The 15312-nt window shown below is 66.5% G+C and carries 12 protein-coding genes and 2 pseudogenes; 3 read left to right on the top strand and 11 right to left on the bottom strand.

The genetic code is table 11. The features are described 5' to 3' along the window. From ACPXCG_RS15350 to ACPXCG_RS15325, 6 genes are all read right to left on the bottom strand, one after another. A partial coding sequence (locus tag ACPXCG_RS15350; RefSeq protein ID WP_425792797.1) for an elongation factor Tu occupies nt 1–876 on the bottom strand: 876 nt, incomplete at its 3' end. Between the two features lie 119 nt (nt 877–995). Continuing rightward, nucleotides 996–3101, bottom strand: a complete 2106-nt coding sequence (gene fusA, locus ACPXCG_RS15345) for an elongation factor G (RefSeq protein WP_425792796.1) — start codon at nt 3099–3101, stop codon at nt 996–998. Nucleotides 3102–3187: 86 nt separating this feature from the next. Further along, complete coding sequence (gene rpsG, locus ACPXCG_RS15340) at nt 3188–3658, bottom strand: 30S ribosomal protein S7 (RefSeq protein ID WP_425792795.1); 471 nt, start codon at nt 3656–3658, stop codon at nt 3188–3190. Between the two features lie 6 nt (nt 3659–3664). Then, a complete protein-coding gene (rpsL, locus tag ACPXCG_RS15335; protein WP_007619326.1) occupies nt 3665–4036 on the bottom strand; it encodes a 30S ribosomal protein S12 in 372 nt (123 codons plus the stop codon). A 384-nt stretch (nt 4037–4420) separates the two neighbouring features. Further along, a complete protein-coding gene (locus ACPXCG_RS15330; protein WP_425792794.1) occupies nt 4421–5419 on the bottom strand; it encodes a hypothetical protein in 999 nt (332 codons plus the stop codon). Nucleotides 5420–5516: 97 nt separating this feature from the next. After that, nucleotides 5517–6413, bottom strand: a complete 897-nt coding sequence (locus tag ACPXCG_RS15325; protein WP_425792793.1) for an exodeoxyribonuclease III — start codon at nt 6411–6413, stop codon at nt 5517–5519. A 157-nt stretch (nt 6414–6570) separates the two neighbouring features. Between ACPXCG_RS15325 and ACPXCG_RS15320 the strand changes: the two are divergent. Further along, nucleotides 6571–7839: pseudogene (locus ACPXCG_RS15320) on the top strand (aldehyde dehydrogenase family protein). A gap of 50 nt (nt 7840–7889) precedes the next feature. Then, nucleotides 7890–8860 (top strand): annotated as a pseudogene (locus ACPXCG_RS15315) (alcohol dehydrogenase catalytic domain-containing protein). Between the two features lie 93 nt (nt 8861–8953). On the opposite strand, the gene ACPXCG_RS15310 reads toward ACPXCG_RS15315, so the two are convergent. Then, nucleotides 8954–10006, bottom strand: a complete 1053-nt coding sequence (locus tag ACPXCG_RS15310; RefSeq protein WP_425792792.1) for a YdcF family protein — start codon at nt 10004–10006, stop codon at nt 8954–8956. A 139-nt stretch (nt 10007–10145) separates the two neighbouring features. Between ACPXCG_RS15310 and ACPXCG_RS15305 the strand changes: the two genes are divergently transcribed. Beyond that, the gene (locus tag ACPXCG_RS15305) at nt 10146–10583 is read left to right on the top strand and encodes a hypothetical protein (RefSeq protein WP_425792791.1); all 438 of its coding nucleotides are present in this window, start codon (nt 10146–10148) and stop codon (nt 10581–10583) included. Between the two features lie 33 nt (nt 10584–10616). On the opposite strand, the gene ACPXCG_RS15300 is transcribed toward ACPXCG_RS15305, so the two are convergent. The 4 genes from ACPXCG_RS15300 to ACPXCG_RS15285 are packed head-to-tail and all read right to left on the bottom strand — an operon-like array spanning nt 10617 to nt 15312. Beyond that, a complete protein-coding gene (locus ACPXCG_RS15300; RefSeq protein ID WP_425792790.1) occupies nt 10617–11246 on the bottom strand; it encodes a TetR/AcrR family transcriptional regulator in 630 nt (209 codons plus the stop codon). Nucleotides 11247–11267: 21 nt separating this feature from the next. Next, on the bottom strand, nt 11268–12065 hold the full coding sequence (locus ACPXCG_RS15295) for an enoyl-CoA hydratase family protein (RefSeq protein WP_425792789.1): 798 nt from the start codon (nt 12063–12065) through the stop codon (nt 11268–11270). 11 nt (nt 12066–12076) lie between these two features. Then, nucleotides 12077–13264 carry an acyl-CoA dehydrogenase family protein gene (locus ACPXCG_RS15290; RefSeq protein WP_425792788.1) on the bottom strand — a complete coding sequence of 396 codons (1188 nt, stop codon included), beginning with the start codon at nt 13262–13264 and terminating at the stop codon, nt 12077–12079. Then, nucleotides 13261–15312, bottom strand: a complete 2052-nt coding sequence (locus tag ACPXCG_RS15285; RefSeq protein WP_425792787.1) for a biotin carboxylase N-terminal domain-containing protein — start codon at nt 15310–15312, stop codon at nt 13261–13263. The genes ACPXCG_RS15290 and ACPXCG_RS15285 overlap by 4 nt, the downstream gene beginning before the upstream one ends.

Genomic DNA, 15312 nt, shown 5'->3' with positions numbered 1-15312 from the left:
ACCGCGCTCGACGTCCTCACGCTTGAGACCGCGCAGCAGCAGACCGGCGTTGTCGCCCGCCTGTGCCGAGTCGAGCAGCTTGTGGAACATCTCGATACCGGTGACGGTGGTCTTGGTGGACTTCTCGCGGATGCCGACGATCTCGACTTCCTCGTTCACATTGACCTCGCCGCGCTCCACACGACCGGTGACCACGGTGCCGCGGCCGGTGATGGTGAAGACGTCCTCGACGGGCATCAGGAACGGCTTGTCGGTCTCGCGGACCGGGTCCGGGATCGACTCGTCGACGGCAGCCATGAGCTCCTCGACCGACTTGGTCCACTCGGCGTCGCCCTCGAGCGCCTTCAGCGCCGAGACCTTGACCACCGGGGCCTCCTCGTCGAACTCCTGGGCGGCCAGCAGTTCGCGGACCTCCATCTCGACGAGCTCGATGATCTCATCGTCGTCGACCATGTCGGCCTTGTTCAGGGCGACCAGGATGTAGGGCACACCGACCTGGCGGGCCAGCAGCACGTGCTCGCGGGTCTGCGGCATCGGACCGTCGGTGGCGGCGACCACGAGGATCGCGCCGTCCATCTGAGCCGCACCGGTGATCATGTTCTTGATGTAGTCCGCGTGACCGGGAGCGTCGACGTGCGCATAGTGACGCTTCTCGGTCTCGTACTCCACGTGCGAGATGTTGATCGTGATCCCACGAGCCTTCTCTTCCGGAGCCTTGTCGATCTGATCGAACGCGAAGCTCTGGTTGAGTTCCGGGTACTTGTCGTGCAGCACCTTGGTGATGGCCGCGGTCAGCGTGGTCTTGCCGTGGTCGACGTGACCGATGGTGCCGATGTTCACGTGCGGCTTGGTCCGCTCGAACTTCGCCTTCGCCACTTGATTGTCCTCCTGGACTGTTGTTGCTCTGTTGGGTGGATCCCAACAGCTCTGTTCGGTTACTTACGTTGTTGCGCCCGCTTGTGATGTGGCCGGCGCGTGTCGCTGGGGCGACCGACTTACTCGCCGGTGGCCTTCGCGATGATCTCCTTCGACACGTTCGCGGGAACTTCCGCGTAGGAGTCGAACACCATGGAGTAGTTTGCCCGGCCCTGGGTCTTCGACCGAAGGTCTCCGATGTAGCCGAACATCTCCGACAGCGGAACCTGCGCCTTCACGACACGGGCACCACTGCGCTCCTCCATGGCCTGGATCTGGCCACGGCGGGAGTTCAGGTCGCCGATCACGTCACCCATGTAGTCCTCCGGAGTCGTGACCTCGACGGCCATGATCGGCTCCAGGATGACCGGGCTCGCCATCCGCGCGGCCTCCTTGAGGGCCTGCGAACCGGCGATCTTGAAGGCCATCTCCGAGGAGTCGACGTCGTGGTACTGACCGTCGAGCAGGGTGACCTTCAAGTTGACCAGCGGGTAACCGGCGAGCACGCCGTACTGCATCGCGTCCTGCGCGCCGGCATCCACGGACGGGATGTACTCACGCGGAACGCGACCACCGGTGACCGCATTGTCGAACTCGTAGGTGGCGCCGTCCTCGGCGTCCACCAGCGGCTCGAGCTTGATGATGACCTTGGCGAACTGCCCCGATCCACCGGTCTGCTTCTTGTGGGTGAACTCGTGCTTGTCGACAGACTTCTTGATGGTCTCGCGGTACGCGACCTGAGGCTTGCCCACGTTGGCCTCGACCTTGAACTCCCGCTTCATGCGGTCGACCAGCACGTCGAGGTGCAGCTCGCCCATACCGCCGATGACGGTCTGGCCGGTCTCGTCGTTGAGCGACACGGTGAAGGTCGGGTCCTCTTCGGCGAGCTTCTGGATCGCGGTGCCGAGCTTCTCCTGGTCGGACTTGGTCTTCGGCTCGATCGAGACGTTGATGACCGGGTCCGGGAAGCTCATCGACTCGAGCACGATCGGTGCATTCGAATCGCACAGGGTGTCACCGGTGGTGGTGTCCTTCAGGCCGATCATCGCGTAGATGTGACCGGCCCAGGCCTCGTCGACCGGATTCTCCTTGTTGGCATGCATCTGGAAGAGCTTGCCGATGCGCTCCTTCTTGCCCTTGGTGGCGTTGAGCACCTGGGTGCCCGGCGTCACGTGGCCGGAGTACACGCGGACGAAGGTCAGCTTGCCGAAGAACGGGTGCGCCGCGATCTTGAACGCCAGCGCCGAGAACGGCTCCTCGGACGACGGCTTGCGCGACAGGATCTCTTCCTCGTTGCCCACGGCGTGACCCTCGACCGAGGGGACGTCGAGCGGCGACGGGAGGTAGTCGATGACCGCGTCCAGCATCGGCTGGACACCCTTGTTCTTGAACGCGGAGCCACAGATCACCGGGTAGTACTCACGGCGGATGGTCAGCTTGCGGATCGCACCCTTGATCTCTTCGGTGGTCAGTTCCTCGCCACCGAAGTACTTCTCCAGCAATGCCTCATCGCTCTCGGCGACGGTCTCCATGAGCTTCTCGCGGTACTCGGCGACCTGGTCGACCAGATCCGCGGGGATCTCCTCGAAGGTCGGCTCCGCACCGATCTCGACGGTGCCGCGCCAGGTGATCGCCTTCTGCTCGATCAGGTCGACGATGCCGTCGAAGTTGTCCTCGGCACCGATCGGCAGCTGCAGGACGAGCGGCTTCGCGCCCAGGCGCTCCTCGATGGTGCGCACGGTGAAGAAGAAGTCCGCACCGAGCTTGTCCATCTTGTTGACGAAGCAGATGCGCGGGACCTCGTACTTCTCCGCCTGCCGCCAGACCTGCTCGGACTGCGGCTCGACGCCTTCCTTGCCGTCGAACACGGCGACCGCGCCGTCGAGCACGCGAAGGCTGCGCTCCACCTCGACGGTGAAGTCGACGTGGCCGGGGGTGTCGATGATGTTGATCTGGTTGTTGTTCCAGAAGCACGTCACCGCGGCGGAGGTGATGGTGATCCCCCGCTCCTTCTCCTGCTCCATCCAGTCGGTGGTCGAGGCACCGTCGTGGGTTTCACCGATCTTGTAGTTGACACCGGTGTAGAAGAGGATTCGCTCGGTTGCGGTGGTCTTACCGGCATCGATGTGGGCCATGATGCCGATGTTGCGCACCTTGTTCAGGTCGCTGAGCACTTCCTGTGCCACTTAATTGCCTCGCAATTTCGCTAGAGCTGAATTGGTTGTGGTGAGCGTCGGGCCGATGATGATCCACCGCCGGCCCGACGTCGAGATCACCAGCGGTAGTGCGCGAACGCCCGGTTGGCCTCGGCCATCTTGTGGGTGTCCTCGCGACGCTTGACCGAAGCGCCGAGACCGTTGGAGGCGTCGAGCAGTTCGTTGGCGAGACGCTCGACCATCGTCTTCTCACGACGCTGGCGGCTGAAGGTCACCAGCCACCGCAGTGCGAGGGTGTTGGCGCGTCCCGGCTTGACCTCGATCGGCACCTGGTACGTGGCGCCACCGACACGACGGCTCTTGACCTCGAGGGTCGGCTTGACGTTGTCGAGGGCGCGCTTGAGGGTGACGACAGGGTCGGTACCGGTCTTGTCGCGAGCCTGCTCGAGCGCCCGGTAGACGATGCGCTCGGCGGTCGACTTCTTGCCGTCCAGCAGAATCTTGTTGACCAGCTGGGTGACCAGCGGCGAACCGTAGACCGGGTCGTTGATCAGGGGGCGCTTGGGTGCGGGTCCTTTACGTGGCATGACTTATCAGTTCCCCTTCTTCGCGCCGTAACGGCTGCGGGCCTGCTTACGGTCCTTGACACCCTGGGTGTCGAGCGAGCCGCGGATGACCTTGTAGCGAACACCCGGGAGGTCCTTCACACGACCACCGCGGACGAGCACCATCGAGTGCTCCTGAAGGTTGTGACCCTCACCCGGGATGTAAGCGGTGACCTCGACGGAGCTGGTCAGGCGCACACGGGCGACCTTTCGCAGCGCGGAGTTCGGCTTCTTCGGGGTGGTGGTGTAGACGCGGGTGCACACGCCGCGACGCTGCGGGCTTCCCTTGAGGGCCGCGGTCTTGGTCTTCGCGGCCTTGTCGTGACGGCCCTTGCGGACCAGCTGATTGATGGTTGGCACTAGGTGTTCTTCCTTTGTCGGCAGTCCCCGCCTGCGTCTCGTCAACGCTGTCGGCGGGCTTGTAGTTGTCGTGTCGCGGTTTGTGCTCCGGGCAAGCGCCGAGAATCAAAATTCGATCCCGTTGCTTCCACAACTCGCCCCACCAGCCCGTAAGTGCTGGTCAGTACATTATCGCTACCCCGAGGTCGGGCGTGTCAGACGCTCGACCGCGGTTTTGCTTGTCAGACCGCGAGCTCCCGGTTGCCGGGCATGCGGACTGGCCCAGCATGTGCCGGGCACCGGCGATCCACTCTACCGATCGAGTTTGCACAGGTCAAAAAACGGATTCGCCCATCTCGATGACGAACCAACGGATGGTGAACCCGGGGTGACCTTCCGGGTTGCTCAACGGCCGTCGGCGGAACTTTGTTCCGCATGTTGCCGCTCGAGGCGGGCCGCCGACTCCTCGTCGTCCCAGAGCTCGAGGGTCTGCACCACCCAGAAGACCCCGAACTCGGCGATTAGTACCACCTCGACCCAGAAGAGCCACGACGCGCCGACCGGGCCGATGCAGACGATGCAGACGATGCAGACGATGCCGATGAGTGTCAGAGCCATCACCAGGGCGATGACGGCATACGCCCACGGATACCACGACCGCGCTCCCCCACCCTCGCGGTCGGCCAGTGCCGCAAGGCCATTGAAGACCACCACGAGGATGAGGCCGACGAACATCGACACGGCGGCGACGTCGTGGGTGGAACCGGGAATCCAGGTCCAGTGCCCGAACAGTCGCACGACGACCAGGATCACGGCCGTCACGCCGAGGCACCGTGCGACGATGCCGATCCACGTCCGGTGCGGCGAGGAGGCGTACCCCCGGAGCCGGCCGAAGACGAACCACAGCACCAGTCCGGCGGCAGTGGCCGCACAGGCTGCCCACACGTTCCCGCGGACCCAGTCCGGGCTCGTGAGCGCCCGCTGGTCCCCGGTGACGGGTGTCGGGATGAACGCGACGAGAAACGCGAGGAACCCCGCGTAGTTGAGCAGAACGTCCTCGACCTCCGAGCGCCCCTTGTACGCCATGAGCATCGCACCCATCGCGCACAGTGCGCCGATGAAGACCGCATGGACGGAGGTGTAGTAGTACCGGCTGATCGACGACTCGATCCGGCCCTCCTCGATGCTGTCGATGGCGATGGCCACCCCGAGCATCAGGATCAGGGAGATCATCCCGACCCGGATGTTGCGGTACGTGTCGATGGTGTCGCCGCGACGTCGCGGTTCCACGTGCTCGTCGGCGAACTTCCTCAGCCTCTTGACGCCGGATTCGACCATGCTCATGCCGACGCTGTTCATACCGTGCCCCTTTGCCATCCGCCGGATCGACAAGACCGATGCCATCCATTGGATACGCACCTCTGGCGGCCCGAGAGGCTTTCGCGATTTCTTCGTCCGGCGAACATGCATACGCCTCGACGGCCTCCACGCGGAGCCAAGGCTATTCGGATGATTGGGGCAGCTTGACCTTCGTGGCGCCACGCTTCGCGGGGTTCGACGGCGGCGGCACGACCGGGCCGATGTCGCCGTCGGGTGCATTGTCGAGATCGACGACGACCGGCGCATGGTCACTGGGTTTGCTGCCCTTGCGCGCCTGCCGATCGATCCACGCCGACGCGACACGATCGGCGATGGGCCCACCGGCGAGAACGAGATCGATCCGCATCCCGAGGTCCTTGTGGAACATCCCGGCCCGGTAGTCCCAGTAGCTGAAGACCCGGTCCTCAGGCCACCGCTCACGGACCACATCGTGTAGACCCAACTCGTCGAAATCGGTGAGCGCCCGACGTTCCGGCACCGTCACGTGCGTATGACCTTCGTAGGCAGTCGGATCGAACACATCGGCGTCGGTCGGCGCAATGTTCATGTCGCCGCAGAGCATCGTGTTGTCGGCGGCTCCGGCACCGGTCGCCGCGGCGACACTGTCACGCAGACGCGCCAACCACTCCAGCTTGTATCGGTAGTGATCCGAGTCCGGCTCCCGGCCGTTGGGTACGTACAGCGAGTACACCCGGATGCCACCGCACGTGGCGGAGACCGCACGCGCCTCGGTCGGCGAATCCGCCTCGGGAAAGCCCGGTACCCCGTCGAAGCCCGACCGGACGTCGTCGAGTCCGACCCGCGACAGGATCGCGACCCCGTTCCACTGCCCTTGTCCCACATGGGCGATCTCATAACCGCGGTCCGCGAGGTCGGCGCCCAGCGCGTCATGGAACGCGTCGTCGGCGAGCTTGGTCTCCTGCAGGCACACCACGTCGGGCCGTCGTTGATCGAGCCAGGGCAACAATCGCGGGATCCGTTGCTTGACCGAGTTCACGTTCCAGGTCACGACGCGCATGGTGTCAACCGTAGTCGCGGGTATTCCACCCGCCGACGGCATGCCGGTGATCGCGAGCGCAGTAGCGCCGGGGCCCGGCGCAGCAGAGTGATGTGTGTCACGTGAGGACATCGACCCACTCGCCCACCCCTCCGAATCGTCGCCCCGGCGCCCGGTCATCGAGCACTCGTGGCGGCGGTCGGCCCTGTCCGGGGTCCGCCCCGACGACGCGACACCGACCACCCTGGTCGACATCGCGTCGACGGCGCTCGGTACGCCCGCCGAGATCCGCGGCGGGATCGCGATCAACAGCCGCGAGCACTGGCGCGAGCGTCTGATCTGGAAGGTCGGCGACCTCCTCAGCGAGCGTGCGACGGAGTTCGGGCAACTCGAGGCTCTCGACAACGGCAAGGCGGCGACCGTCTCGACCGCGGTCGACATGGCGTGGTCGGCCGACATCTTCCGCTACAACGCCGGGCTCGCCACCAAGATCACCGGCAGCACCGTCGACGTGTCGATGCCGCTCGTCCCCGGCGGCGAGTACCACGCCTACACGTTGCGTGAACCCGTCGGCGTGTGCGGCCTGATCGTGCCGTGGAACTTCCCGCTGCTGATGGCCGCGTTCAAGCTCGCGCCCGCGCTGTCAGCGGGCAACACCGTCATCCTCAAGCCCGCCGAGCAGACCCGCTCACCGCATATCTTCTCGGAGAGATCTTCACCGAGGCCGGATTCCCGCCCGGAGTGGTCTACATCGTCACCTGCTACGGGGAGGCGGGTGCCGCGCTGGCCGCCCACGACAGCGTGGACAAGATCGCCTTCACCGGTTCCACCGAGGTCGGCAAGAAGATCGTCGACGCCGCGAAGGGCAACTTGAAGAAGGTCTCCCTCGAACTCGGCGGCAAGAGCCCCAGCATCGTGTTCGCCGACGCGGACTTCGAGAAGGCCGTGGCCGGATCGGTTGCGGCGTGGATGTTCAACCACGGGCAGTGCTGCGTCGCCGGCACCCGACTCGTTGTCGAACGCCCCATCTTCGACGACTTCACGGCCGCGGTCGCCGAGGCGGCATCGCAGGCCAAGATCGGTCCGGGACTCGATCCGGCGACCGAACTCGGACCACTGATCAACCAGGAACAGTTCGACCGCGTGTCAGGCTACCTGTCCGCCGGACTGGCCGACGGCGCCCGCGCACTGACCGGCGGGAAGCGTTGGGGCGATGAGGGTTTCTTCATCGAGCCGACGGTCTTCGGGCATCTGGACCACCGATCTGTCCAAGGCCCACAAGACCGCCCGCCAGATCAAGGCCGGCTCGGTGTGGGTGAACCAGTACAACGGCTTCGACACCGCGATGCCGTTCGGCGGGTACAAGCAGTCCGGCTGGGGTCGCGAACTCGGCAGCTCCGCCATCGATCTGTACACCCAGACCAAGGCCGTCAACGTCGCCCTCTGAGCGCACGCCCACCCGAATCCACGAGAACCCCAGGAGCACATGACATGTCCATGACCACCAACGCCGCGGTCCTCACCGCCCCCGGAAAGCCGTTCGAGATCATCGAACTCGACCTCGACGAGCCGCGGGAGAGCGAGGTCCTGATCAAATACACCGCTGCCGGTCTCTTCCACTCCGATCTCCACCCGACCGACGGCGATCTGCCGCCGCGTTATCCGATCGTCGGCGGCCACGAGGGCTCCGGCATCATCGAGGCGGTGGTCCCGGGCGTCACCAAGGTCAAACCCGGCGATCACGTGGTCTGCAGCTTCATCCCGAACTGCGGGACCTGCCGCTATTGCTCCACCGGTCGCCAGAACCTGTGCGACCTGGGCGCAACCATCCTCGAGGGGTCGATACCCGACGGTTCGTTCCGTTTCCACTCCGGCGGTGACGATTTCGGTGCGATGTGCATGCTCGGGACATTCGCCGAGCAGGCCACGATCTCGCAGCACTCGGTGGTCAAGGTCGACGAGTGGCTGCCGTTGGACAAGGCGGTCCTCGACGGGTGTGGCGTGCCATCGGGCTGGGGAACCTCGGTCTACGCGGGCGGCGTGCGCGCCATGCCTTCGCCGACGCTGCCGAGGCAGCGGCGAAGGTCAACGAACTGACCTGGGGCCAGGGCGCCGATCAGGCGCTCATCCTGGTCGGCACCGTCGACGAACAGGTCGTCGCGAACGCCACCGCCGTGATCGGCAAGGGCGGCACAGTGGTCATCACCGGCCCGGCCGACCCGACGAAACTCACGGTCCAGGTGTCGGGAACGGATCTGACCCTGAACCAGAAGACGATCAAGGGCAGCCTGTTCGGGTCGGCCAACCCGCAGTACGACATCGTCAAACTGCTCCGGCTCTATGACGCGGGCCAGCTCAAGCTCGACGAGCTGATCACCCAGACCCACACCCTCGATCAGGTCAACGAGGGCTATCAGGATCTGCGCGACGGCAAGAACATTCGCGGTGTGATCATCCACGACAGCTGATCCACCGCGCCTGATCGAGCGCGACCGACCCCGGCCCGGGCACGACGAATCTCCCCTTCCGTGCCCGGGCCGGCCCACGTCGGTTCGATCTCGTCACCTCACCGACACATCCCACACGGCCAGGAGCCACGGAATCGAGATCGCGACGACCAGTGCGAGGTTGAGCCACCGGTGCTTCCACATGATGGCGGCGAACTCACGGACCTCGGCGTTCGGAACGAAGTACGACGCCGTGCGCGCCCCAGTGGCGAAGCCGTCGATCTCGTTGCCGCGCATCAGCATCGCGGCGCGCAGGGCGTGATAGTCGCTGGTGACGACGGCAACCGGCCCCACGACACGATGATCGGCGAGGAGCTTCGCCGAGAAGGCGATGTTCTCGGCGGTGTCGGTCGAATCATCCTCGGCCAGCACGGCATCGCCACGCATTCCGCGGGTCAGCAAGTAATCGGACATGGCTGCGGCCTCCGACACCTCCTCGTCGGCACCGCGGCCACCCGAGCAGATCATGATCGGCCGGCGGCCGGACGCTTCGGCCAGGTCGAACACCTCCTGGGCCAGATCGAGCCGACCCGCCAGCAGTTTCCCCACCCGGCGTCCGTCGATGAGCCCGGCACCTAACACGATCACGGCGCCGGCGGGATCGCGTCGGACCCGTCGTCGAGCCCACACCTCGTAGACGGCCGACCAGATGACCAACGCCAGGAGCGCGAAGCCGATATAGGCAGCAGGTACGCCGATCGCCGCGAGCACGAACAGCAAGCGGTGGTCCGAGGTCGGGATGAGCCAACCGACCACCAGGCCCGCGGCGACGCCGACGACGTAGACCAGGAGGAGTACCCCCAGGGCGGTCGACAGCATCATCGACGAGCGAAGGCCCTCCCTGCGCACCAGCTCGACTCCGGTGCCAACCAGGTACACACCGAGCACGGCCGCGGCGACCAGCCCGGTCACCGCCACCACGGCCAGCACCATGGCACCCGACACCTCGCGTCCGCAGGCCCCCGCCACGGCAGCGACCACCACCATCGCCACGATCACGACCGCGCCCGTTCCGAAGATGCCCGGCAACAATCGGCGCGGCTCACGCCAGGCAGTGATACCGGCGCCGAGCGCGAGAAGAACGAGCGCGATCAGCAGTGCACCCATGTCGGCAATCATGGCAGCCGCGGCGGCCCTGATGAGCTCGTTGGGCCGCACAAATCGATGCCCCCGGCCCACCCCGGTCGGGGTCGACGGGTAAGCGCCCGGTAGGAAGGATAAGAGGCCAGGCGACGGAGGTGAAGGTATGAACAGGACTTTGGCGAGATTCTGGACGTCATCGATCGTCGTCGGTGCGTGCCTGCTCGGTGCCACCGCATGCGGCGGGGAGCCCGCGTCGACGCCCGCTTCGGAGTCGGGCGTCGCCGGCCAATCGGTGGTCGACAACCCGATCGATCCGGGCTCGGACGCGCAGGTCGCCGAGGCCGTCCGCGGTCAGAACCTCCAGTTGACCGGCGAGAAGGACGTGACCGCCCAGGTCTGCCCGACGGCGGGTTGTTCGACCGCCACTGAGTTCGATCAGGCGACGTTCCTGAAGTTCCCGACCACCGGCCGAGCCACGACCTACGCGGGCGGACAGGACTCCGCGTACCAGGTGCTCGACCTGGTGGTGACGTTCCCGGAGTCGACACCGCCCGACCTGCGGACGCGGTACCAGGAAGCGGTGCGCGTCGCCATACGCTGAGTCGAAGTCGCGCCGCCGCGCCGCCCACGGTGCTCAGCCGTGTTCGGCCGACCGCAGAGCAGCGGTCACCAACTCCGTCCACGTCGCGACGACCTGGACGCGACGTTTCGAGTCGTCGGAGAGCGTGTCGGCCAGCCCGAGTCCGCGGGCGAGGTCGAGGGTCACCTGCGCGACGTTGCGCGCCTGCGGATTGGCGCCGTCGGGGTCCAGCGCCTCCACCGTCATCTGATGGGCAGCATGGGCGAACTTGTCCTCCATCGGCAGGATCAGTTCACGCAGCACGGAATCGGAGGCCGCAGCGGCCCAGACCTGCAGTGCCGCTTTGAATTCGGTACCGGTATAGATTCTGACCGCCCGATCGACGGCCGCGGCGACCCGGTCGGGCCCCGCGGGCAGCGCGGTGATCGCGGTCGATGCGGTCGAGGTCATGTCCTCGAAGACCTGCTCCAGAGCCGCCGTGATCAAGGCCTCCCGGGTGGGGAAATGATGCTGTGCCGCGCCCCGCGACACGCCGGCCCGTTCGGCGACCGCCGCCACCGTTGCCGCCGACCAGCCGTCATGCGCGAGCGCCTCGATGGTCGATCGCAACAGTCGCTCCCGGGTGATGCGGGAACGCTCCTGACGCGGCTCGCGCGGCGGCGGCGTGCGGGTGCCCGCGGTCATCTCGTCATCGATTCCACTGCATCATTCCTTCTGCGCACCCAGGTCCCAATGTGGCGAACGCTTCGACAGGAACGCCGTCATACCCTCGCGGGCCTCGTCCGAACCGAACAGAGCGGCCGACTCGTCGGCGCGCTGCCGAGCCAGTCCCCGGAAGCTCGACAACACCGTTGCCGTGGTGAGCATCTTCGATGCGGCCAGACCCTGCGGGGAGGCACGCCGGATTCCGGACAGCACGGATGTCAGTCCGGCATCGAGTTCGTCAGCCGATGCGAATGCCTCTGTGACGAGCCCGATCTGCACCGCGGCCGAGGAATCGAAGGTCTCGCCGGTGAGGAAGTATCGGCCGGCGGACCGCGCGGTCATCTTCGGGAGCAACACCAAGGAGATCACCGACGGCGCCAGTCCGAGCCTGGCCTCGCTGAGCGCGAAGGTGCACCGAGGTCCCACGAGCGCGATGTCCGCTGCACCGAGAAGCCCGAAGCCACCGGCCCGGACGTGTCCGTCGACCTTGGCAATGACCGGCTTCGGCATCTCCAGGATGACCCGCATCAGGTCGAGCATCGCCGACGTGCCCATCGCCGACGCCTCTTCGACGGCGGCACCCCGTGCCAGCGCCTCACTCAGATCCGCACCGGCACAGAATGTCCCACCGGTGTGCGTCAGCACGACGGCACGGATGGCGGGGTCACGTTCGGCGGCACGCAATCCGTCGAGGAGCTGCGCGACCAGCGCCTCGCCCAGTGCGTTGCGGTTCGCCGGAGAGTCCAATGTGAGCGTGAGGACCTCGCCGGCGATGTCGGTGTGAACCACTTCGGTCATCGGCGACCTCCTCAGTACGACTTGGGCAGACCCAGGCTGGTCTGCGCGACGAAGTTCAGGATCATCTCCCGGCTCACCGGCGCGATCCGCGCGATGCGGGCCAGGCTGAGCATCGGTGCCAGACCGTACTCACTCGTCAAACCGTTGCCGCCCATCGAATGCACCGCATGGTCGACGATCTTCACGCACGCCTCGGCGGCCGCGTACTTGGCCATGTTCGCCGGTTCGGCGGCGCCCCAGTCGTCGCCCGCGTCGTACAGGGTCGCGGCCTTCTGCATCATCAGCTTGGCCATCTCGATCGCGACCTTGCCTTCTGCCAGCGGATGCGCGATCGCCTGATGCGCACCGATCGGTGTCTTCCAGACGGTTCGGTCGTTCACGTAGGCGACGGCCTTGTTCAGGGCGAAGCGGCCCATGCCGACCGCGGACGCCGCGGCCATGATGCGTTCGGGATTGAGTCCGGCGAACAACTGACTCAACGCCGCGTCCTCGGAACCGACCAGCGCGTCGGCCGGCAGCCGGACGTCGTCGAGGAACAGCTGGAACTGCTTCTCCGGGTTCTGAAGTTCCATGTCGATCATCGTGTACTCGAACCCGGGTGCGTCGGTGGGCACGATGAACAGCGCGGGCTTGAGCTTGCCGGTCTTGGCGTCCTCGGTGCGAGCGACGATGAGCACGGCCTCGGCCTGGTCGACACCGGAGATGAAGACCTTGCGGCCGGTCAGCAGCCACTCGTCGCCGTCGCGGCGGGCGGTGGTGGTGATCTGGTGCGAGTTCGATCCGGCGTCGGGCTCGGTGATGCCGAACGCCATGGTGATCGTGCCGTCGGCCAGGCCCGGAATCCATTGCTGCTTCTGCGCATCGGTACCGAAACGGGCGATGATGTTGCCACAGATGGCCGGAGACACGACGAGCATCAGCAGCCCGGTGCCGGCCGCGGCGATCTCCTCCATCACAATCGACAGTTCGTACATGCCGGCGCCACCGCCGCCGTACGCCTCCGGCAGATTGACGCCGATGAACCCGAGTTTTCCGGCCTCGGACCACATCTCGTCGGTCTTGCGTCCCTCAAGCGCGCACTCGCGGAAGTACTCCTGACCGTACTTCGCGGCGAAGGCCGCCACCGAGGCCCGCAGGTCCGCCCGTTCCGAGCTCTCCACGAATGGGTTGGCGGCGATGTCATCCAGGTGTGCGGTCATCCGACTCTCTCCTCGTGCTTCGGGTTGTCCGAGTGGTCCTCTGCGGCGGCGGTGCCGGTGCTATCACCGTCGTCGGCGCTGATCACCGCCAGTACGTCACCGACGGAAAGCTGTTGTCCGGGTTCGACCGACAGCGTGGCGACCACGCCGTCGGCGGGCGCGGTCACGGTGTGTTCCATCTTCATCGCCTCCAGCCAGAGCAGCGGCTGACCGGCGACCACCCGCTCCCCCTCGGTCACCGCGACTCGGATGACGGCGCCGGGCATGGGCGCGAGCAGTGAGCCCGGACGGGCCACCGCCGACGGGTCGACGAACCGCGGCACCCGCCGCAATGCCACTGCGACACCGGGTCCGTCGACGAAGACATCGTCGCGATAGCGCGCGACGGTCAGGGTGCGGCGGACACCGGCGACGGAGACGACGACGCGATCCGGGGACGCCTGGACGACCGAGACGTCGGGCAGGTCCGGCAGATCGATACCACCCCGCCCGTGCCGGTAGCGAACCTCGATCTCCTGATCGTCCGCGCGCGTGTGGAGGTACCGCTTGGTCTGATACGCCGACGCGAGATTGCGCCACCCGGTGGGCAACCCGGCCTGTACTGTCGCACGGCCGCGCACCTCGGCCGCATCGGCGACCGCTGCCGCGGCGGCAGCGACCCGCACATCGTCGCCACCGGCGAGGGGCCTGGCCAGCAGGTCGAGGCCGATGCTGTCAATGAATCCCGTGTCGGTGTGGCCGGACCGGAATTGGTCGCTGCGAAGGGTGTTGACGAGCATGTCGCGGTTGGTGACGGGACCGTGGATGCGAGCGTCGGCCAACGCGCGGGCCAGCATCGCGGCCGCCCGGCGCCGGTCCGGCGCCCAGCCGATAACCTTCGCCAGCATCGGATCGTAGAAGGTCGAGATCTCGCTGCCCGCCTCGATGCCGGAATCGACGCGGATACCGGGGCGGTCGAGAGGACCGAATCGGACGTCGTCGGCGATCTCGATCGCATGCACGGTCCCCGACTGCGGTTGCCAGTCGGCGCCCGGGTCCTCGGCATAGAGGCGGACCTCGATGGCGTGCCCGGCTGCGGCCGGCGGTCGGACGTCGAGATGCTCGCCCATCGCGACCCGCAGCTGCCACGCCACCAGGTCGGTGCCGGTGGTCAGCTCCGTGACAGGGTGCTCGACCTGTAGCCGGGTGTTGGTCTCCAGGAAGAAGAATCGCCCGTTCTCGTCGGCGAGAAACTCCACCGTGCCGGCTCCGGTGTACCTGATTGCCGCCACCGCGGTACGCGCCGCCGTGTAGAGGCGGTCGCGCAGATCACCGCCGATGCGCTCCACCAATGGGGCCGGCGCCTCTTCGATCACCTTCTGGTGCCGGCGCTGGATGGAGCACTCTCGTTCGCCGACCGCCCAGACGGCCCCGTGCTGATCGGCCATCACCTGGACCTCGATGTGGTGGCCGCGCTCGACATAGGTTTCGCAGAAGACGGTGGGATCGCCGAAGGCGGACGCCGCCTCTCGTGCGGCACCGGCGACCGCATCATCCAGTTCGTCGAGCGAACGCACCACCCGCATCCCGCGGCCACCACCGCCGGCGGATGCCTTGATCAGCAGCGGCAGGTCGTCGGCGGTCACCCCGGCCGGGTCGATGTTGCCCAGCACGGGTACACCCGCGTCGGCCATCAGCTTCTTCGCGTTGACCTTGGAACCCATCGCCTCGATCGCCGCCGGTGGCGGCCCGATCCAGGTGAGTCCGGCGTCTATCACCGACTGCGCGAATTCGGCGTTCTCCGAGAGGAACCCGTACCCGGGATGGATGGCATCCGCACCGGCAGCCTGTGCCGCCGCGATGATGAGGTCGCCACGCAGATACGTCTGCGCCGACGTCGATCCGGGGAGCACGACCGCCGCGTCGGCCATCCGCACGTGCGGCGCGTGCTCGTCGGGATCGGAGAACACGGCGACGGTGCGCAGGCCCATCGCGCGGGCCGTGGTGAACACGCGGCAGGCGATCTCACCGCGGTTGGCGACGAGTACAGAGGTGATCGTGGTTGTCAT

This window comes from Gordonia sp. DT218 (assembly GCF_049847105.1).
Lineage (GTDB): Bacteria > Actinomycetota > Actinomycetes > Mycobacteriales > Mycobacteriaceae > Gordonia.
This window is presented reverse-complemented; position numbering and strand designations above follow the sequence as displayed.